We start from the raw sequence: 19,367 nt of genomic DNA on the forward strand, positions 1-19,367 counted from the left end.
GGGGGCTTTCACAAGGTTGGCGGGGTGGGACGAAGGTGGAGACGCAGCCCGATCAGCGGGCGCAAGGGGGCGACCCTGCGGCCGATCCGGTAGAAAGCGAAGCAGCCGATCAGCGTCGCGGCGAGCAGCATCAGGAACTCCGCCCAGCCGGGAAGGCCGGCGGGGAGCAGCACGTACATGACGAGGACGATGATCGTCTGGTGGATCAGGTAGAAGGGGAACACCGCCTCGGTCAGCATCGGCCGCCAGCGATGGTCGCGGTTGAGATGGCGTTCGGCGAGCCCGATCAGCGCGACGATTCCGCCCCATTGCTCAAGCGCATGCGCGATGCCGTAGGCGGTATAGACCCAGTGCGGCTTCGCAACCCCGGCGGGCAAGCCAAGCTCTATGCCGAGGATCGTCGCATAGCCGAGCAGCGCGAGCCCGGCGCCGATCTTCCACAGCCGCGCGATCGCGGCGATCGTGGGTTCGGAGCGCGCGAGGCCGAAGCCGAACAGGAAGGCGGGGAAATAGGTGATGTGCGCGATCCAGTCGCCGAGCAGCGCCTGGCTCTCGGCCGCCATCTGGAACCACCAGCCATGCACGAAGATGAGCCAGGCGAGCGGCAGGAGCAGCACCAGCCAGCCGCCGAAGACACGGTCGAAGAGCCGCTGCGCGCCGCGGCTGCGGACATTCTGGTGGCTGCGCAGGCTGCGCGGGCCCCGGACCAGCGCGACGCCGAGCGTCAGGACTGCGGTGTAGACAAAGAGATAGACGACGAACCAGAGGTGGTTCCAGGCGGGCAGCCACAGGCCGTCGAGCGGGCCGAAGCGGAAGGCATCGTGCGTCCAGAAGGTCCAGTAGCTGCCCGCATAGCCGTGCCGGGTGACGAGCTCGACCCAGGGTTGCGGGGGGACGATGACGAGGATGCCGAAGGCGAGCGGCACGAGCAGCCGGTAGCAGCGCGTCGCGAAGAAGCGCACCGGTCCGCTCGACCGGCGGAGCAGCGCGCGGCTGGCATAGCCCGAGACGACGAACAGCAACGTCAGCCGCCACGCATTGGTGGCGAGCATCGGCAGCCGCACCCAGTCCTCGACATGCGCCGATTTCACATGGAAGTTCCACGGCACGAAGACCATCGCGATATGGTAAAGGATCAGCAGGGCGAAGGCGCCGATCCGCAGCCAGTCCATGCCGTAATGCCGGGTCATCGCAGCGCCCTAGGCGGCGGGTGACGGGGCTGCAAGCACGCGCTGCCCCGTCACGCCGGCGCGGGCCCGCCCGGCCCGGCCCGGTCAGGCGGCCATGCGGGGGACGCCGAGGAAGTCGCGTTTACCGAGCGGGACGCCCTGCGCGCGCAGGATCGCGTAGGCGATGCTGGCGTGGAAGTAGAAATTGGGCTGCGAGAAGGACAGCAGGAAGTTCGCGCCGGTGAAGGGCATGACATAGCTGCCGAATTCGAACTTCGTCGCGGTGGTGGCGAGCGTGTCGAACTCGGCCGGGTCATAGCCCTCGAGCGTCGCGATCGCGCCCTGTACCGCGGCGTGGAGCCCGGCGAAATCGGTCGGCCAGGCGCTGCGGTCGGGGGAGAAGACGCTGTCACGGACGCCCTGCACGCCGCCCGCCGAATGCGCGACGCACGACTTCACCTGATAGCCGAAGGGGAGCATGTCGTCGGCGAGCTTTGCATCGATCAGCGTGGCGGGGGCGATCCCGCGCTCGGTGGCGAAGGCCTCGGCCTTGTCGAGCAGCGCGTCGAGCGCGCGCAGGACCTGGAGGTTGGAGGGGATCGTCGCATCGTAGAGGGACAGGGTCATCGATCGGGCTCCGCTGAGATGCGGCAACCTATGGCCGTGCGGCGGCATGTGCCAGCGTTGTTTCGCTCGCCGCGTCCAGCCGCTATATACGGCGGTGAACCCACGAGGAATCTTCATGTCCCTTCGTCCCTGGCGCGATATCACCCGCCGTACGAGCCGCCAGATCATGGTCGGCAACGTCCCCGTCGGCGGCGATGCGCCCGTCACCGTGCAGACGATGACCAACACGCCGACCGACGACATCAAGGCGACGGTCGACCAGATCCGCCGCTGCGAAGAGGCGGGCGTCGACATCATCCGCGTCAGCTGCCCCGATGTCGAATCGACCAGCGCGCTGAAGCAGATCGTCCGCGCGAGCCGCGTGCCGATCGTCGCGGATATCCATTTCCACTATAAGCGCGCGCTCGAGGCGGCGGATGCGGGCGCGGCGTGCCTGCGGATCAACCCGGGCAATATCGGGTCTGCGGCGCGCGTGAAGGAGGTCGTCGACGCGGCGAAATCCAATGGCTGCGCGATCCGGATCGGCGTGAACGGCGGGAGCCTCGAGCGGCATCTGCTTGAGAAATATGGCGAGCCGTGCCCCGATGCGCTGGTCGAATCGGCGCTCGATCACATCAAGTTGCTGCAGGACCATGACTTTCACGAGTTCAAGGTCGCGGTGAAGGCGTCCGACCTGTTCCTCGCGGTGGCGGCCTATCAGCAGCTCGCCGAACAGGTCGACTGCCCGCTGCATCTCGGCATCACCGAGGCGGGCGGGTTCGTCGGCGGCACGGTCAAGTCGGCGATCGGGATGGGCAGCCTGCTCTGGTACGGGATCGGCGACACGATCCGCGTCTCGCTGTCGGCCGAGCCCGAGGAGGAAGTGCGCGTCGGGTTCGAGATCCTGAAGGCGCTGGGTATCCGCAACCGCGGCGTGCGCGTCGTGTCGTGCCCGAGCTGTGCGCGGCAGGGGTTCGACGTGATCCGCACCGTCCAGGCGCTGGAGGAGCGATTGCAGCATATCCGCACGCCGATGTCGCTCAGCGTGCTCGGCTGCGTGGTGAACGGGCCGGGTGAGGCGCGCGAGACCGATATCGGGATCACCGGCGGCGGCAACGGCAAGCACATGGTGTATCTGTCGGGGGTCACCGATCATCATGTCCAGGATGCGGACATGGTGAACCATATCGTCAAGCTGGTCGAGGCCAAGGCGGCGGAGATCGAGGCGGCGGACGCGGCGGTCGCGGCGCTGGTGCCGGAGATGGCGGCGGAATAGGTCCGGTGCTATGCGTCGGGTACTGGAGGCTCGGCCATGACCTATCATGCCAAAGTGATTACTGGCGGCAAGATCGTGATTCCGGCGGACTTGCGCCGGGAATTGGGCATCAAGGACGGTGACTCGATCGTCCTCGAAGCGAACGCCGACGGCATCCTGCTTCGCCGTGAGGACCCCGATGCGGCGCTGGCGCGTCTGCGTCGCGGGCTGAGCGGATATAGCGTCGACCAGTTTCTTCACGAGCGACGCGCCGACTGGGGCGAATGAGACAGGTCATCGATGCGTCGGTCGTGCTGGCCTATCTTCGTGGTGAGCCGGGCGGCGATATTCTGGTTCGCGACATTGGCCCGTTCTGCCTGTCGAGCGTCAATCTGGCCGAGATCATGACGAAGGTAATCGACCTCGATCTTTCGGCGGAAGACGTGACCAGTGTGCTCAAGACGCTGCCGATCGAGAGCTTCGCCTATGGCACGGAAGACGCGGTGCGGACGGCGACGTTGCGCACGGCAACGCGGCCGCTGGGTCTCTCGCTCGGCGATCGGGCGTGCCTTGCGCTCGCGGCGCGCCTGGCGGTGCCGGTGTTGACGGCAGATACCGCGTGGGCCGGGCTCGATCTGGATATCGAAGTCCGCCTGATTCGATGACAGCCCGGCTCGTTTCGCCTGCTCTGGCCTTTGCTGTCGCGGCGCTCGGGATCGGGTTGTTCTCGGTGATGGACGCGGTGATGAAGTCGCTGGTGCTGGGGATCGGGGTGTATAACGCGCTGCTCTGGCGGCAGATGGCGAGTGTCGGGCTGGGGGCGGTCGCCTGGAAGCTCGGGCGGAGCGGGCGGCCGAGCGGGCGGGCGCTGAAACTCCATCTTGCCAGAGGGTTGGTGACCGCGGCGATGGCGCTGCTGTTCTTCTGGGGGCTGGCGCGCGTGCCGATGGCGCAGGCGATTTCGCTGACCTACATCTCGCCGATCCTCGCGCTGCTGCTCGCCGCCGTCACGCTCGGCGAACGCGTCGGGCGCCGGGTCGTGGTCGCGTCGGTCGTGGCGCTGGGCGGGGTCGGGATCGTGATGATCGGGCATGGCCGCGAGGGCGCGGCGGGGGCGGCGAGCCTGACGGGGGTCGCCGCGGTGCTGGGATCGGCGCTGCTCTATGCGGTCAATCTGGTGATCGCGCGGGTGCAGGCGCAGGCGGCGCGGCCGGGCGAGATCGCGTTCTTCCAGGCGCTGGTGGTGACCGCGACGCTGGCGCTTGCGGCGCCGTGGCTGGCGGTGGTGCCCGATGCCGCGACATGGCCGCGGCTGCTGCTGGCGGCGGGGCTGGCGACCGCGTCGCTGTGGCTGCTCGGCTGGGCCTATGCCCACGGTGACACGGGATTTCTGGCGACGACCGAATATAGCTCGTTCGTCTATGCCGCGGGGCTTGGCTATCTGGTGTTCGGCGAGCGGGTGTCGGCGTTTACCGCGTGCGGCGCGGGTGTCATCGTCGTCGCATGCCTGTATGCGGCGCGGCGGCGCGATATCGCGCAGACGTCGATGGAGGCCGCCGCATGACCCAGATCCGTTCCGCCACCCGCGCCGATACCGGCACGATCCTGCGCTTCGTGCGCGAGCTTGCGGCGTTCGAGCGCGAGCCCGATGCGGTCGAGGCGACCGAGGCGACGCTGGGCGAGGCGCTGTTCGGGGATACCCCCGCCGCCGAGGCGGTGATCGCGGAAGGGCCGCAGGGACCGGTCGGTTTCGCGGTGTTCTTCCACAATTTCTCGACCTGGACGGGCAAGCGCGGGGTGTATCTGGAGGATCTGTACGTGACGCCCGAGGCGCGCGGGCAGGGGGTCGGCGGTGCGCTGCTCGCGCATCTGGCGGGGATCGCGATCGACCGGGGCTGTGCGCGGTTCGAATGGTCGGTGCTCGACTGGAATGCGGATGCGATCGCGGTCTATCGCAAGCTGGGTGCGGTGGGGATGGAGGACTGGACGATCCAGCGGTTGACGGGGGATGCGCTGGTGAAACTGGCGGGGCGGTAGGCCTGCCGTCAGCCGCGGGCGCCGTCATCCTGACGGACGTCAGGATCCAGAGCCAAACAGGTTGGCGCTGAGTAACTCTGGATCCTGACTTTCGTCAGGATGACGGAAGAAGAAGAGGATGACGGAAGAAGAAGGGGCGTCAGTTGCGGGCGACCGTCGTGCGCCAGATGACGGGCCAGGTGATCGCGCCGCGGCATTCGCCCATCATGCGCATTTCGGCGAGGCGGAAGCGGGTACCGTCCCAGACATAGTCCTGGCCGACGCCGCAATCGCCGATGCCGCGGCCCTTGGCGTAGGAGCTGAGCAGCCCGGTCTTCGGGTCGTAGCCCGCGTTGACGAGTGCGGGTTTCGCGCCGGGTTCGCCGAATTGCGGGGGCAGGTCGAACGGCGCTTCGCTGGCCTTGCCGTCGCGGACGATCAGCGCGCGGGTGATGACATTATACGCGCCGGATCCGCAGGATAGCAGGACGAGATCGGTGGTGGCGTCGAGCGCATAGGTCTCGTTGGTGACGGGGCCGAACTGGTCCGCGGCACAGCCGGTGCGCTGGCGCATCTGCGCGACGAGCGGCGCGGCGGGGGCCTGCGCGCTGCGGTCGGTGAGCGGGGCGGCGAGGATCGTCGGGAGTGCGGGCGGGGTGGTCGCGGGCGGCTTGTCGCCGGTCGCGACAAGCGCGCCGGGGGTGTCCGCGCGGCCCTGTTGCGCGTCGGCATAGCGGAGCGCGGCGGCGGCGCCGGTGATGACGACGGGGATCGTCCGGCCGTCGAGTCGCGCGGTCATCGCGGTGCCGGTGGCGAGGCGGCGGGCGAGCGTCATCGCGACCGGGCCGGTGACGGTGAAGCGCCGGTCGTCGCCCGGATTGCCGCTGGCGAGCGGGGTGCCGTCGATCGCGACGACGACACGGCGGAGCGCGCTGCCCGGCGTGCCGATCGTCACCGATACGGGGGCGTCGGCGGCGGGGCCGCGCTCGACCACGATCGAGAGTTCGGCGATGCTCGAATCGTCGGGCGCCATCGAGACCGCGGTGCAATAGGCACCGTTATCGCAGGCAATTCCCCAGGCGCCGAAGGTCTTTACGCTGGTCGGGCGGGGGCGTGCCTTGGAGTCGACGGCGGGCTCCGCGGGGGCCTGCGGGGCGGCGCCGCGCACGACGGGGCGCGGCTTGGGGCGCGCGGGGGTTTCGAGCGGGACCGTGGCGTCGTTGGGCGCGCCGGTGTTGCCGCTGGGGCTGCAGGCCGTCGCGGCCACCAGAACCGAAACGGGCAGAAGCGAAACGAGAACTGGATAGCGCATGCGACCTCCTGACCGGTCTGGCGGCGACGGTCCCGCTTCGATAGGGGCGAGGCCATAGTCGAACAACCATCAATGGTAAGGGGCGGCAATGGAGATGGAGAGTGCGATGCAGACGATCGGCGTAATCGGCGCGGGACAGATGGGCGCGGGGATCGCGCAGGTCGCCGCGCAGGCGGGCTACCGCGTGCTGCTGGCCGATATGGGCCTGCCCCAGGCCGAGGCGGGCAAGGCGGGAATCGGCAAGGCGATGGCGCGGCTGGTCGAGAAGCAGAAGATCACCGCCGACTTCCGCGAGACGACCTTGGCCAATATCGAACCGGTCGCGAGCGTCGCCGAGATGGGCGACTGTTTCATCGTCGTCGAGGCCGCGACCGAGCGCGAGGCGATCAAGCGGACGATCTTTGCCGAGGTCGGCAAGGTGTTGAAAGCGGACGCGATCCTGGCGTCGAACACCTCGTCGATCCCGATCACGCGGCTGGCGCAGGCAGCGCCCGATCCGGCGCGGTTCATGGGGGTGCATTTCTTCAATCCCGTCCCCGTCATGCGGCCGATCGAGCTGATCCGCGGGCTCGCCACGTCGGACGCGACGGTCGCCGCGGTCGAGGCGTTCGCCGAAAAGCTCGGCAAGCAGGTCGTGCATGCGAACGACGCGCCGGGGTTCATCGTCAACCGCGTGCTGATGCCGATGATCAACGAGGCGTGCTTTGCGCTCGGCGAAGGCGTGGCGGGGGTGCGCGACATCGATCTGGCGTGCCAGCTGGGGCTCAATCACCCGATGGGGCCTTTGACCCTGGCCGATTTCATCGGGCTCGACACCTGCCTGGAGATCACCCGCGTGCTGTTCGAGGGGACCGGCGATCCGAAGTTCCGGCCCGCGCCGCTGCTGGTCAAATATGTCGAGGCCGGGTGGTTCGGCCGCAAGACCAAGCGCGGCTTCTACGACTATTCGGGTGCGGAGCCGGTGCCGACGCGCTAACCAGATCGGTTATTCACCCTTGACATCGTCACGCTGTTCTGGCACATAACGGGAACGATGACGAATTGCGAGTCGGGCCGGACGCGGTCGGGGTGATCCCCCGGCGGCGGACCGGCCCGATCCATTTGGGGGATGGCGCATGGCGGCGGGTGTGGCGGCGGGTGGCGGGAAAGCAGGGGGCCGGTTGCAGGTGCGCAAGGCCGCCAAGGGCGGCTGGACGCCCGCCAAGCGCGCGGCGTTTCTCGAGCATCTGGCGGCGACGTGCAACATCGCGGCGTCGGCGCGCGCGGTGGGGATGGCGCCGCGCGGGGCGCATGCGCTGAAGGCGCGCGACGCGGTGTTCGCGGCGGACTGGGCGGGGGCGATCGAGGCGGCGTACGAGACGCTCGAGGCGCGGTTGCTGGCCTATGCTTTGGGGGAAGCTGAGGGGGAAGCTGAGGCGGAGTCTGAGGGGGAAGCTGAGGGGGAACCTGACGGGGTCGTTGACGGGGATGCGGAGGCGGAGTCGCGCGGGGCGCATTTCGATCCGCGGGTCGCGGTGCAGGCGCTGGGATTTCGCAAGCGCGGGGGGGCTGCGGGTGGCGCGGCTGGCGGATCGGGGGCGGGGACGCTGTGCAAGCGCGTGTCGCTGGCCGAGCTCGAGGCGGTGCTGGTCGCGCGGCTCGATGCGCTGGACGCGCAGGCTTCGTCCGTCACGGGGGATGCGTGATGGCGGATACCGAAGGCGCAACGTTCGATCCTGCCGTGCTCGCGCGGTTGCGGGGGTTGCCGCGGGGGCAGCTGGTGACGCTGTTGCGCGGGCTGTCCGAGGCGGAACTCAGGACGCTGCACGAGAGCTGGGCGATCTGGGCGTTGCCGGGGCAGCGCGAACCCGCGGGCGACTGGCAGGTCTGGCTGATCCGCGCGGGCCGCGGTTTCGGCAAGACGCGCGCGGGCGCCGAATGGGTGAGCGCGCTGGCCCGCGCGATGCCGGGCGCGCGGATCGCGATGGTCGGCGGCACGATGGACGACGTCCGCAAGGTGATGGTCGAGGGCGAGAGCGGGCTGATCGCGGTGGCGCAGGCGGGCGAGACCTATCGCTGGCGGCGCGACGCGGGCGAGTTCGTGTTCGACAGCGGCGCGCGCGCGTTCGTCTATTCGGCGGAGGCGCCCGAGAAACTGCGCGGGCCCGAGCATCATGCGGCGTGGTGCGACGAGCTGGCCAAGTGGCGCTATGGCGACGCGACCTGGGGCAATCTGATGATGGGCCTGCGGATCGGCGACCGGCCGCGCGTGCTGGTGACGACGACGCCGCGGCCGGTGCCGCTGATGCGGCGGCTGCTCGCGCTGCCGGGGCTGTTTGAATCGCGCGGGGGGACGGGGGAGAATCCGTTCCTGCCCGCGTCGTTCGTCGCGGCGATGACCCAGACCTATGCGGGGACGCGGCTGGGGCGACAGGAGCTGGACGGCGAACTGATCGACGATGTCGAGGGCGCGCTGTGGACGCGCGACCTGCTCGAGCGGCAGCGCGGCGGGGCGGTGCCGGCGCTGGTGCGCGTGGTCGTGGGGGTCGATCCGCCGGCGGGGACGGGGGGCGATGCGTGCGGGATCGTGTGCGTCGCGCTGGGCGAGGACGGGCTCGCCTATGTGCTGGAAGATGCGAGTGTTGCGGGCCTGTCGCCCGAGGGCTGGGCGCGCGCGGTGGCGGACTGTGCGGCGAAGCACGGTGCGGACCGGGTGGTCGCGGAGTGCAACCAGGGCGGGGAGATGGTCCGCAGCGTGCTGATGGCGGCGGACTGTGCGCTGCCGGTGCGGCTGGTCCATGCGAGCCGCGGGAAGGTCGCGCGGGCGGAGCCGGTGGCGACGTTGTACGAGGGCGGGCGGGTCTTTCATGTCGGGGCGTTTCCGGCGCTGGAGGACGAGCTCTGCGGGCTGGTGAGCGGGGGGTATGTCGGGCCCGGGCGCTCGCCGGATCGGGCGGATGCGCTCGTGTGGGCGTTGACGGAGTTGTGCTTGCGGCGGCGGGTCGAGGTGGGGGTGAGGGTGGTTTGAGGTGGGGCTTTGGGGGCCCGTACCCCTTCTCCGTCATCCTGACGAAAGTCAGGATCCAGGGTCGCATGGGGTGACGCTGCTTGGCTCTGGATCCTGACTTTCGTCAGGATGACGGGTGGGGGTGGGGTTGAGTTTCGAGCCTCACGTGCCCTCACCCTCCCACGCTTCGCGCGGGCCCCTCCCTCTCCCCCGGGGGGAGAGGGTTTTTGGGTCCCTCTTCCCCCGGGGGAGAGGGGTTTTTGTTACGGTTTTCGGGAGGATTCTATGGGGTTGTTCGGGTGGAAGTCCGGGCGGGAGGGCGCGCGGCCGGCTTTGTCGGGGGCGGGGAGTCTTGGCTGGGCGGGGGCGGGCGGAGTCGCGGGGGCACGGGGGTATGAGGCGCAGGTGCGCGAGGCGTATCTGGGGAATGCGGTGGCGCAGCGGGCGGTGAAGCTGGTCGTCGAAGGCGTCGGGTCGGCGCCGCTCGACGGGTCGGATCCGGCGCTGGTCGCACTCGTCACCGCGCGGTCGGGGGGGCAGATGCTGATCGAGACGGTGGCGGCACAGCTGCTGCTCCACGGCAATGCCTATGTCCAGGTGCTGCGCGATGCGGACGGGGGTGCCGCCGAGCTCTACGCGCTGCGGCCCGAGCGGGTGAGCGTCGAGGCGGATGCGGGCGGGTGGCCGGCGGCGTATCGCTATGCGGTCGGCGCGCGGGTGACGCGACTGTCGGCGGATCCGGTGCGGCCGCAGGTGATCCACCTGAAGGCGTTTCATCCGGTCGACGATCATTACGGGCTGGGGTGCCTGGGCGCCGCCGCCGCCGCGGTCGGGATCCACAATGCGGCGGCGCGGTGGAACACGGCGCTGCTCGACAATGCGGCGCGGCCCTCGGGGGCCTTGGTCTATGATCCGGGGGACGGGTCGGCCTTGTCGGCGGACCAGTTCGCGCGGCTCAAAAGCGAGCTGGAGGCGTCGTTTGCGGGGAGCGGGAATGCGGGGCGGCCGATGCTGCTCGAGGGTGGGCTGAAATGGCAGGCGCTGAGCCTGACGCCCGCGGACATGGATTTTGCGGGGACGCGGGGCGCGGCGGCGCGCGAGATCGCGCTGGCGTTCGGGGTGCCGCCGATGCTGCTCGGGCTGCCGGGGGATAACAGCTACGCCAATTACCGCGAGGCGAACCGGGCGCTGTGGCGGCTGGCGATCCTGCCGCTGGCGACGAGCGTGCTGACGGGGATCGCGCAAGGGCTGTCGGGCTGGTTCGAGGGGGCGGCGCTGCGGGTGGATCTCGACCGGGTGCCGGCGCTGGTCGAGGACCGCGAGCGGCTGTGGGGGATGGTCAGCGCGGCGACGTTCCTGAGCGATGCGGAGAAGCGCGCGATGCTCGATGTGAAGGAGGGGGCGTGATGGATGGGGGTCACCGGCGTTCGATGTGCTGCAGCTCGAGGATTATGACTGGGTGACCGCGGGCGATGTCGCGTCGTCGGCGGATGCGGTCGCGCTGGTCGAGGGCCGGCTGGGCTATCCGGTCGAGCGGCAACACTATCTGTCGGGGTTCGTGACCGCGCCCGAGCGCGCGGGCGACTGGGCGCGGATCGAGGCGGCGGCGGTGGCGGCGCGCGCGCGCGGCGTCGGCGAGACGTTCGTCTGGGCGCTGCCGCAGGTGATGCGCGACGGGTTCGTGCATTTCGAGACCGAAGGGGGAGACGATATCGTGGACGCGCATGACGACGTGCTGTTTCCGCTCGCGCTGGGGCGCGAGGCGGAGGTGATACCGGGATTTTCGACCGCGATCCTGACCAGCGCGGGGGGCGCCGAGCAGCGCAACGCGGCCTGGGCGGAGGCGCGGACCAGCTATGACGTCGGGCCGGGGCTGCGGAGCGAGGCGGATATCGGCGTGCTGCTGGCGTTCTTCCGCGCGCGGATGGGGCCGGCGCGCAGCTTCCGGTTGCGCGATCCGTTCGATGCCGAGGCGGTCGGGGAGGTGCTGGGGGTCGGCGACGGGATCGCGCGGCGGTTCGCGCTGGTGAAGCACTATGACGCGGCGACGCGGCGGATCACGCGGCCGGTCGCGGGGAGCGTGTCGGTCGCGGTCGATGGCGTCGCGACGTCGGGTTTCTCGGTGGTGGCCGGGGGGTGGGTGGTGCTCGACGCGGCGCCGGCGGCGGGTGCGGTGGTGAGCGCGGGGTTCGCGTTCGACGTGCCGGTGCGGTTTGCGGAGGACCGGCTGAGCGTGGCGCGGGCGACGTTTCTGGCGGGGGTCGCGGCTTCGGTGCCTTTGGTGGAGGTGCGGGAGGGGTAGGCTCCACTCCGTTCGTGCTGAGCGTAGTCGAAGCACTGGTGTGCGGGGCCTGCCCTTCGACTTCGCTCAGGGCGAACGGAGGGGTGGTGGGGGCGTTGGGCGTTGGGCCCGAGCCTCACGTGCCCTCACCCTCCCACGCTTCGCGCGGGCCCCTCCCTCTCCCCCGGGGGGAGAGGGGTTTTGGAGAATTTCGATGGCGGATGTTGGGGTGACGACGGTGGCGTTGTGCTGGCGGGTGGAGCGGCGGGATGGGGTGGCGGTGGGGTTGACGGGGCATGACCGGGATCTGCTGGTCGACGGGCTGGTCCACCGCGCGGCGCCGGGGATGACGCCGTCGGCGATCGCGCGGTCGGGAGTGCTCGAGCCGGGGGCGGAGGCGGATACGATGGATGTGGCGGGCGCGCTGAGTTCGGCGGCGATCGGCGAGCGCGATCTGCTGAGCGGGCGGTGGGACGGCGCGCGGGTGCGCGTGTTCGCGGTCGACTGGACCGATCCGCGCGCGCCGCTGACGCTGGGCGAGGGGGTGATCGGCGCGGTCGAGCTGGGCGAGGACGGGTTCACCGCCGAGCTGCGCGGCGCGAGCGCGGCGTTCGACCGGTCGGTGGTCGAGGAGACGTCGCCCGAATGTCGCGCGACGCTGGGCGACCGGCGGTGCCGCGTGGCGATGGCGGCGCGGCGGCGGTTCGCACGGGTGACCGCGTGCGAGGGGGCGGTGGTGACGCTCGACCTGGCGGCGGCGGGAGCGGGCGATCTCTATGCGGGCGGGCTGCTGCGCTGGTTCGGGGGCGCGAACAGCGGGCTGGAGAGCGCGGTCGCGGCGTCGGAACCGGGGGCGGGGGCGACTGGGACCACCCGCGTGACGCTGGCGCGGGCGCCGGTGCTCGTCGTGGTGCCGGGCGTGCTCGTCGAGCTGAGCGAGGGGTGCGACAGGAGTCTGGCGACCTGTGCGGGGCGGTTCGGCAATGCGGTGAATTTTCGCGGTGAGCCCTATCTGCCGGGGATCGACCTGCTGACGCGGTATCCCGGGGCATGAGCGGCGGGAACGTCGAGGCGGCGGCGCTGGCGGCGGTGGGGAGCCGGTTCCGGGTGCATGGCCGGGTGGCGGCGACGGGGCTCGACTGTGTCGGGCTGGTCGCGCTGGCGCTGAAGGCGGGCGGGTGCGGGGTCGCGGTGCCGACCGGCTATGCGCTGCGGGGCGGCGATCCGGTGCGGGTGGCGGCGTGGCTCGATCGCGTGCTGGTGAGGGTGGACGAGGCGGAAGCGGGCGACGTGCTGATGCTGCGGACGGGGCCGGGGCAGCTGCATTTCGCGGTCAGGACGACGCGGGGACTTGTCCATGCCGATGCTACGCTTCGCCGCGTGGTCGAGCGGCCGGGGCCGGTCGAGGCGCCGGTGCTGGGGTGCTGGCGGATCGGCGAAGGCAACAGCGGGGAGGTGGGGCCGTGGCGACATTGATCTTGAACGCGGTCGGGCGGGTGATCGGCCGGCCGCTGGGCGGGAGCACGCTGGGCGGGACGATCGGCGCGCTGGTCGGGCGGACGATCGATGGCACGTTGTTGCGCCCGGCGCGGCGCGAGGGGCCGCGGCTGACCGAGCTGGCGGTGCAGACCTCGAGCTATGGCAGCCAGATCCCTGTGCTGTTCGGGACGATGCGCGTCGCGGGGACGGTGATCTGGGCGACCGACCTGATCGAGAGTCGGGCGACGAGCGGCGGCGGCAAGGGGCAGCCGAGCGTGTCGACCTATAGCTACGCCGCGTCGTTCGCGGTGCTGCTGTCGGCGCGGCCGGTGCTGGGGATCGGGCGGATCTGGGCGGAGGGGAAGTTGCTGCGCGGGGCGGGCGGCGACTTCAAGACCGCGACCGGGTTCCGGCTGCACACAGGCGGCGAGGACCAGGCGGTCGATCCGCTGATCGCGGCGGCGGAGGGCGGCGCGATGACGCCCGCGCATCGCGGCTGCGCCTATGTCGTGTTCGAGGGGATGGCGCTGGCGGATTACGGCAACCGGATCCCGTCGCTGACCTTCGAGGTGATCGCCGATCCGGGGCCGGTGCCGGTGGCCGCGATCGCGCAGGACGTGTCGGACGGGGGCGTGTCGGGGGCGGTGGCGCTGGCGCTCGACGGGTTCGCGGCGGCGGGGGGGAGCGTCGGCGCGGTGCTGGCGGCGCTGGCCGAGGCGAGCGGCGCGTGGTTCGTGTCCGCGGGGGACGGCGACGCGCTGGTGATGCGCGATGCGGCGGGGCCGGTCGCGAGCGTTGCGGATGCGGGGGTGGTCGAGGGCCAGGGGGAAGCGGGCTCGCGCCGGACGCGCACGGTGGCGGCGATCGAGACGGTGCCGCGGACGATGACGCTGGGCTATTATGATGCCGCGCGCGATTACCAGGCGGGGCTGCAGCGGGTGGCGCGGCAGGGGGCGGGGGTGCGCGACGCGCGGATCGACGTGGCGGCGGTGATCGATGCCGGGACCGCCAAGACGATCGCGACCGGACTGCTCGCGCGCGCCGAGACCGCGCGGGTGCGGCGGACGGTGCGGCTGGGGCTGTCGGGGCTGGCGCTGGTGCCCGGCGGCTGTGTCGAGATTACGGGAGAACCGGGCGTCTGGCGGATCGTCGAAACGCGGGTCGAGGCGATGGTGACGAGCCTGGTGCTGACCCCGCTCACGCCCGCGCCGCTGCCGGTGCGTGGGAGCAGCGGGCGGATCGTCGGCGCGGCGGATGCGCTGATCGGCACGACGCGGATCGCCGCGTTCGAGACGCCGGGGCTCGACGATGCGCCGCTCGTCACGCCGCGGCTGTCGGTGGCGGCGACGGGCACAGGGGCGGGGTGGCGGCATGCGGCGTTGCTCTATTCGCTCGACGACGGGGCGAGCTGGATCGCGGCGGGGGCGAGTGCGGCGCCGGCGACGATCGGGACGATCGCGGTCGTCGCTAGCGCGGCGCCGGCGACGCTGACCGACCGGGCGGGCGCGTTCGAGGTGGTGCTGGTGCGCGGCGACCTGGCGCTCGCGGACGCGGATGCGGCGGCGCTCGATGCGGGGGCCAATCTGGCGATGGCGGGGGGCGAGCTGATCCAGTTCGGCCGCGCGGTGCCGCTCGGCGGTGGGCGGTGGCGGCTGACGCAGCTGCTGCGCGGGCGGCGCGGGACCGAGGCGGCGATCGGGACGCAGGCGCCGGGCGACGGCTTCGTGCTGATCAGCGCGGATTCGGTGCGGACGATCGACCTGCCGGTCGCGGCGATCGGCGGGACGGTGCGGGTGATGGCGTCGGGGGTGGGCGATGCGGTGCCGGTCGAGACCCGGCTGATGCTGGCGGGCGCGTCGGTGCTGCCGCCGTCGCCAGTCGGCTTGCGCGCAACGATCGCGGCGGATGGCGGCGCGACGCTCGGCTGGACGCGGCGGAGCCGGGCGGGGTGGCGCTGGATCGATGGCGGCGACGTGCCGCTGGGCGAGGGGGGCGAAGCCTATGCGGTGAGGATCGTGACGGGCGCGGGGGTGACGCGGCTCGTCGAGACTGCGACGCCGGTCGTGATGCTGTCCGCGGCGGAGCGCGCAGCGGGGGCGGTGCGGGTCGAGGTGCGCCAGCGCGGCGACTTCGGCGTGTCGCTGCCCGCGATACTGATGGTGTGACGAGGGGGAGAGTGGCGATGACGGACGAGACGAGCGTGCGGACGGGGTTGCCGCTGCTGCAGCCGGGGCAGGCGCAGAAGGAGATGGTGCATAACGAGGCGCTCGCGCTGATCGACCTGCTGATCCAGCCGAGCGTGGTGACGGTCGGGCTGAACGTGCCGCCGGCCGCGCCCGCGCCCGGCGCGTGCTGGATCGTCGGGGCCGCGCCGACCGGGGACTGGGGGGGCCATGCGCAGGCGCTGGCGGGCTGGACGGCGGGGGGCTGGCGGTTCGCCGCGCCGCGTGCCGGCATGACGGTGTGGCGCGAGGATCTGGCGACGCTAATCCGGCATGACGGGACGGCCTGGACAGCCGCGGATATCACCGGCGGGCGAGTCGTGATCGGCGGCAACAAGGTAGTCGGCGCGCAAGGCGCGGCAATTGCCGATCCGGTCGGCGGAACCGTGGTCGATACGTCCGCCCGGGCTACACTTTCCGCCGTTCTGGTGCTATTGAGGAGCCACGGATTGATCGCCGCCTAAACACTCTAAAAACTGTGGCGTTCCAGCAACACCTCGAACTTTTGTGCGCTTGCGTGGAAACAAGCCGAAGGATAGGGAGTTTGCGATGTCCGTGTGACACTCATGAAAGGGGATTTATATGCGGAAGCTTGCCGTCGTTCTGGCACTCGCCTCCACCGCACTCGCCACTCCTGCCCTCGCCCGCGACAAGTCGTGGTACGTTGGCATCGAAGGCGGTGCGATGATCGTTGAAGACATCGATTACGACATCGGTGCTCTGAACAATGCCGGTTCGGTCGACCATGACTATGGTTATGACGTCGACGCAGTCATGGGCTACGATTTCGGTGGCTTCCGCCTCGAAACCGAAGTCGGTTACCGCAAGGCTACTGTGGACGGCTATTCGTCGACCACGACCACGCCAGCTTTCACGGGTGCAGGCGCACTCGTCAACGCACCGGCCAACAACTATGACTATGCTGGCGGTTCTTCGTCGGCACTCAGCTTCATGCTGAACGGCCTGCTGGACTTCGGTCCGGATGACGGCATCCAGGGCTTTGTCGGCGGTGGTGTCGGTGTTGCTCGCGTCAAGGCGAACTACGCCCTCAACAACAACGGTTCGTTCCTGAACGATTCGGACACCGTGTTCGCCTATCAGGGCCTCGCCGGTATCCGTGCACCGCTGACCGACCACATCGACGCGACGCTGAAGTATCGTTTCTTCAACGCCGAGAACGTCAAGCTGGTCGACAACACCAACCGCCTGTTCGACGGTCGTTACCGTTCGCACAGCATCCTTGGTGGTGTGACGTACAACTTCGGCGCCCCTGCCGAGCCGATGGCACCTCCTCCCCCGCCGCCGGCACCCGAGCCGATGGCTCCCCCGCCGCCGCCGGCGCCGGTCGAGGTCGTTTGCTCGCCTGGTCCGTTCATCGTGTTCTTCGAGTGGGACAAGTCGGACATCACGCCTGAGGCTGCGTCGATCCTCGACAACGCCGTCACGCAGTACCAGTCGTGCGGCAACGCACAGGTCATGCTGGCAGGCCACGCCGATAAGTCGGGTTCGGCGTCGTACAACGTCGGTCTCTCGCAGCGTCGTGCAGACGGCGTCCGCGCCTATCTGTCGTCGCATGCGATCCCGGATGGCGTGATCTCGACCGAAGCGTTCGGTGAGAGCCGTCCGCGCGTCGACACCGCCGATGGCGTGCGCGAAGTGCAGAACCGTCGCGTGGAAGTCACCTACGGTCCGGGTTCGGGCCAGTAAGACTTCCGCCTTCCGGTCCTTGCGGATCGGATGCGGGAAAAGATCGGGGAGGTCGGCGCGAGCCGGCCTCCCTTTTCTTTTGTCTGCTGTTCGTTGGGGCGGGAAGAAGTTTGGTTCGCGCGGAGGCGCGGAGGCGCGGAGCCTCTTGGGATGGGCGGCGTGGAGGATGCGGCGGGATTGTTGTTGCGCTGCGCGCGGGGGGTGCTGTCGTGCGTGCGTCAGGACCCGGAGCCGAGCGGCACCTCCCCCTCTCGTCATCCTGACGAAAGTCAGGATCCAGAGCCAGGCAGCGCCAGCGTTCGTGACCCTGGGTCCTGACGTTCGTCAGGATAACGGGTGTGGGGTGAGGGCGGTTTGCGTCAGCTGGTGGGATCGTCTTCTGCCAGCGCGGGGGCGAGCCAGGCGGGGATGAGCGCGTCGCCGAGGGCGTCGGTGCGGCGGTGGTCGATCATCAGGGCGAGGTCGGGATAGGTGACGCGGGTGCGGCTGCTCGGTTCGGTGAAGGGCGCGACGACGAGGCGGCGGTTGACCTTCGAACGGTGGTGCATCCGCGCGGTGTTCTCCTGGCCGACATAGCAGCCCTTGGTGAAGCTGACGCCGTTCAGCTCGCGCGCATTGCATTCGAGCCAGAGCGTCTCGCCATTGCCGAGCTCGGCGACGCCTTCGGTCACGCCGAGCGACAGGCGGTGCGCGTGCCAGGCGGGTGACGCATCGCCTGCCGCTGCGTCCGCGGGGGCGAGCCAGCGGTGGCCGAGCGCGGGAAGCCGCGGGTCGGGGCTGCCCTCAGTCCCCGTCGGCGACCAGTGGACGTGGAGCGGATCGGGCGCGATCGTGATCGCGCGGCGCAGGCGGTAGAGCGTCAGTCGCTTCGCCAGCGCCTCGGCCTGCGTGGCTTCGACATCGACCAGCACGTCGGCACCGTCCGCCCAGAGGATGAAGTCGAACAGCACCTTGCCCTGCGGCGACAGCAGCGCGGCCCAGGCGGGCGCACCGGGCGCGAGCAGCGCGGTGTCGGCGGTCACCAGCCCCTGCAGGAAGCCGCGGACGTCCTCGCCCGCGATGCGCAGCACCGCGCGGTCGGCGAGAAGGGTTGCGCTGTCGGTCTGGGTCATCTTCTTCACCTAGTGCGCGCCCGGCGATTTCCAAGGCGCGCAACCGTCTGGCGTCGCCCGGCGCGCGTCGGTAGGAGGGCGCATGACCGACAGCATCACGATCCGCCGCCCCGACGACTGGCATCTCCACCTGCGCGACGGCGCGATGCTGGACGCGGTCGCGCCGCACAGCGCGCGGCAGTTCGCGCGCGCGATCATCATGCCCAACCTTACCCCGCCGGTGACGACGATCGCCGCCGCGCGCGCCTATCGCGAGCGGATCCTCGCCGCGGTCGGCGGTGTCGATTTCACGCCGCTAATGACCTGCTACCTGACCGACGGCACCGATCCCGCCGAGATCGAGCGCGGCCATGCCGAGGGCGTGTTCACCGCGTGCAAGCTCTACCCTGCGCATGCGACGACCAATTCGGCGCACGGCGTCACCGATATCCGCGCGCTGACCGGCGTGCTCGAGACGCTGCAGCGGATCGGCATGCCGCTGCTGATCCACGGCGAGGTGACCGACAAGTCGATCGACATCTTCGACCGCGAGGCGGTGTTCGTCGAGCGGACGCTCGCGCCGCTGACGCGCGACTATCCGGGGCTGAAGATCGTGCTCGAGCACATCACCACCGCCGAGGCCGCGGCGTTCGTGACCGAGGCGGACCATCCGATCGCCGCGACGATCACCCCGCAGCATCTGCTGATCAACCGCAACGCGCTGTTCGACGGGGGGCTTCGGCCGCACGCCTATTGCCTGCCCGTGCTCAAGCGCGAGACCCACCGGCTCGCGGTGCGCAAGGCCGCGGTGTCGGGTAGCCCGCGCTTCTTCCTCGGCACCGACAGCGCGCCGCATGTCGTGGGGGCGAAGGAGTCGGGCTGCGGCTGTGCGGGGATCTTCAACGCACCGTTCGCGCTCGAGGCGTATCTCGGCGTGTTCGACGCGGAGGGCGCGATCGACCGGTTCGAGGGGTTCGCGTCGGAGCACGGCGCGCGCTTCTACGGGCTGCCGCTGAACGAGGGCACGGTGACGCTGGTGCGCGAGCGCGTGATGGTGCCCGAGCGGGTCGGGGAGGGGGATACCGCGGTCGTGCCGTTCCTGGCGGGGACCGATGCCGGGTGGCGGTTCGCGGGGTAAGGCGCGCCGTCCGTTTACCTTCTCCCGTCATCCTGACGAAAGTCAGGGCCCAGGGTTACATGCGTTGTCCTGCCTGGCTCTGGATCCTGACTTTCGTCAGGATGA

Annotated in this window: 19 protein-coding genes and 1 pseudogene; 16 read left to right on the top strand and 4 right to left on the bottom strand. The window is 70.4% G+C overall.

All coding sequences use genetic code 11. The features are described 5' to 3' along the window. Positions 1-8: 8 nt before the first annotated feature. Together sphst_RS10525 and sphst_RS10530 are read right to left on the bottom strand one after the other, a co-directional pair. Positions 9-1,190, bottom strand: a complete 1,182-nt coding sequence (locus tag sphst_RS10525; protein ID WP_031394853.1) for an acyltransferase family protein — start codon at positions 1,188-1,190, stop codon at positions 9-11. Between the two features lie 84 nt (positions 1,191-1,274). Then, positions 1,275-1,796, bottom strand: a complete 522-nt coding sequence (locus sphst_RS10530; RefSeq protein ID WP_107045512.1) for a DUF1993 domain-containing protein — start codon at positions 1,794-1,796, stop codon at positions 1,275-1,277. Between the two features lie 115 nt (positions 1,797-1,911). On the opposite strand from sphst_RS10530, the gene ispG reads away from it, so the two are divergent. From ispG to sphst_RS10555, 5 genes are read left to right on the top strand one after another with little or no spacing between them, the layout of a single operon-like run. Next, positions 1,912-3,051, top strand: a complete 1,140-nt coding sequence (gene ispG / locus sphst_RS10535) for a flavodoxin-dependent (E)-4-hydroxy-3-methylbut-2-enyl-diphosphate synthase (RefSeq protein WP_107045513.1) — start codon at positions 1,912-1,914, stop codon at positions 3,049-3,051. 36 nt (positions 3,052-3,087) lie between these two features. Further along, positions 3,088-3,318, top strand: a complete 231-nt coding sequence (locus sphst_RS10540) for an AbrB/MazE/SpoVT family DNA-binding domain-containing protein (RefSeq protein ID WP_043156878.1) — start codon at positions 3,088-3,090, stop codon at positions 3,316-3,318. Next, a complete protein-coding gene (locus sphst_RS10545; RefSeq protein WP_031394175.1) occupies positions 3,315-3,695 on the top strand; it encodes a type II toxin-antitoxin system VapC family toxin in 381 nt (126 codons plus the stop codon). The genes sphst_RS10540 and sphst_RS10545 overlap by 4 nt, the downstream gene beginning before the upstream one ends. Then, positions 3,692-4,594 carry a DMT family transporter gene (locus tag sphst_RS10550; RefSeq protein ID WP_107045514.1) on the top strand — a complete coding sequence of 301 codons (903 nt, stop codon included), beginning with the start codon at positions 3,692-3,694 and terminating at the stop codon, positions 4,592-4,594. The genes sphst_RS10545 and sphst_RS10550 overlap by 4 nt, the downstream gene beginning before the upstream one ends. After that, positions 4,591-5,067, top strand: a complete 477-nt coding sequence (locus sphst_RS10555) for a GNAT family N-acetyltransferase (RefSeq protein ID WP_107045515.1) — start codon at positions 4,591-4,593, stop codon at positions 5,065-5,067. Before sphst_RS10550 ends, sphst_RS10555 begins: the two co-directional genes overlap by 4 nt. Positions 5,068-5,206: 139 nt before the next feature. On the opposite strand, the gene sphst_RS10560 is transcribed toward sphst_RS10555, so the two are convergent. After that, the gene (locus tag sphst_RS10560) at positions 5,207-6,358 is read right to left on the bottom strand and encodes a DUF1176 domain-containing protein (protein WP_107045516.1); all 1,152 of its coding nucleotides are present in this window, start codon (positions 6,356-6,358) and stop codon (positions 5,207-5,209) included. Positions 6,359-6,464: 106 nt separating this feature from the next. Here sphst_RS10560 and sphst_RS10565 point away from each other — a divergent pair, with 106 nt between their 5' ends. The 10 genes and pseudogenes from sphst_RS10565 (at position 6,465) to sphst_RS10610 (ending at position 17,033) form a co-directional block, all read left to right on the top strand. Beyond that, on the top strand, positions 6,465-7,334 hold the full coding sequence (locus tag sphst_RS10565) for a 3-hydroxyacyl-CoA dehydrogenase NAD-binding domain-containing protein (protein WP_031396609.1): 870 nt from the start codon (positions 6,465-6,467) through the stop codon (positions 7,332-7,334). Between the two features lie 139 nt (positions 7,335-7,473). Continuing rightward, positions 7,474-8,043, top strand: coding sequence for a hypothetical protein (locus sphst_RS10570; RefSeq protein WP_107045517.1), 570 nt, complete (start codon positions 7,474-7,476; stop codon positions 8,041-8,043). After that, positions 8,043-9,365 carry a DNA-packaging protein gene (locus tag sphst_RS10575; RefSeq protein WP_107045518.1) on the top strand — a complete coding sequence of 441 codons (1,323 nt, stop codon included), beginning with the start codon at positions 8,043-8,045 and terminating at the stop codon, positions 9,363-9,365. Before sphst_RS10570 ends, sphst_RS10575 begins: the two co-directional genes overlap by 1 nt. Positions 9,366-9,629: 264 nt before the next feature. Beyond that, positions 9,630-10,751, top strand: a complete 1,122-nt coding sequence (locus tag sphst_RS10580) for a phage portal protein (RefSeq protein WP_107045519.1) — start codon at positions 9,630-9,632, stop codon at positions 10,749-10,751. Position 10,752: 1 nt separating this feature from the next. Next, positions 10,753-11,646, top strand: a pseudogene (locus sphst_RS10585) (phage distal tail protein, Rcc01695 family); the annotation flags it as partial. 193 nt (positions 11,647-11,839) lie between these two features. After that, on the top strand, positions 11,840-12,679 hold the full coding sequence (locus tag sphst_RS10590) for a DUF2163 domain-containing protein (protein ID WP_107045521.1): 840 nt from the start codon (positions 11,840-11,842) through the stop codon (positions 12,677-12,679). Further along, positions 12,676-13,101 (top strand): hypothetical protein, encoded by a 426-nt coding sequence (locus sphst_RS10595; RefSeq protein WP_107045522.1) that lies wholly within the window; start codon positions 12,676-12,678, stop codon positions 13,099-13,101. Before sphst_RS10590 ends, sphst_RS10595 begins: the two co-directional genes overlap by 4 nt. After that, positions 13,089-15,269 (top strand): phage tail protein, encoded by a 2,181-nt coding sequence (locus tag sphst_RS10600; RefSeq protein ID WP_107045523.1) that lies wholly within the window; start codon positions 13,089-13,091, stop codon positions 15,267-15,269. The genes sphst_RS10595 and sphst_RS10600 overlap by 13 nt, the downstream gene beginning before the upstream one ends. Positions 15,270-15,286: 17 nt before the next feature. Further along, the gene (locus tag sphst_RS10605) at positions 15,287-15,790 is read left to right on the top strand and encodes a DUF2793 domain-containing protein (RefSeq protein ID WP_107045524.1); all 504 of its coding nucleotides are present in this window, start codon (positions 15,287-15,289) and stop codon (positions 15,788-15,790) included. A gap of 118 nt (positions 15,791-15,908) precedes the next feature. Further along, positions 15,909-17,033, top strand: a complete 1,125-nt coding sequence (locus tag sphst_RS10610; protein ID WP_031396246.1) for an OmpA family protein — start codon at positions 15,909-15,911, stop codon at positions 17,031-17,033. A gap of 359 nt (positions 17,034-17,392) precedes the next feature. Here the strand turns inward: sphst_RS10610 and ygfZ are convergent, their stop codons facing one another. Next, positions 17,393-18,145 carry a CAF17-like 4Fe-4S cluster assembly/insertion protein YgfZ gene (gene ygfZ / locus sphst_RS10615; protein WP_107045529.1) on the bottom strand — a complete coding sequence of 251 codons (753 nt, stop codon included), beginning with the start codon at positions 18,143-18,145 and terminating at the stop codon, positions 17,393-17,395. 82 nt (positions 18,146-18,227) lie between these two features. Here ygfZ and pyrC point away from each other — a divergent pair, with 82 nt between their 5' ends. Beyond that, the gene (gene pyrC / locus sphst_RS10620) at positions 18,228-19,262 is read left to right on the top strand and encodes a dihydroorotase (protein ID WP_031396051.1); all 1,035 of its coding nucleotides are present in this window, start codon (positions 18,228-18,230) and stop codon (positions 19,260-19,262) included. Positions 19,263-19,367: the final 105 nt, after the last annotated feature.

The organism is Sphingomonas sp. STIS6.2, assembly GCF_000732685.2.
In the GTDB taxonomy this organism is placed as follows: Bacteria; Pseudomonadota; Alphaproteobacteria; order Sphingomonadales; family Sphingomonadaceae; genus Sphingomonas; species Sphingomonas aerolata.